The sequence below is a fragment of the Streptomyces achromogenes subsp. achromogenes genome, assembly GCF_000720835.1.
Classification (GTDB): domain Bacteria; phylum Actinomycetota; class Actinomycetes; order Streptomycetales; family Streptomycetaceae; genus Streptomyces; species Streptomyces achromogenes.
Genome location: NZ_JODT01000158.1, coordinates 1 through 204, shown reverse-complemented (window position 1 = coordinate 204; position 204 = coordinate 1). Strand labels below are relative to the sequence as shown.

Annotated in this window: 1 protein-coding gene; it reads left to right on the top strand. The window is 69.6% G+C overall.

The window, feature by feature from the left end:
* On the top strand, window positions 1-204 hold a 204-nt coding region (locus IH25_RS38375; RefSeq protein WP_157847091.1), incomplete at both ends, for a hypothetical protein.

Here is a 204-nt window from a genome sequence, read left to right as displayed (position 1 = left end):
CGGCGCAGAGCGTGTCGCTGGAGCTGGACGGCTCGCTGAAGAGGATGCGGCGGGACGATGCCACGGGCGTGTGGTCCGTGACGGGGCCGGCGTCCTGGAAGGGCGAGCCGTACCGGTACGTGGTGAAGGTGTGGGCGCCGAGCGTGCGCGAGGTGGTCACCAACAAGGTCACCGACCCGTACTCGGTGGCGCTCACCGCAAACT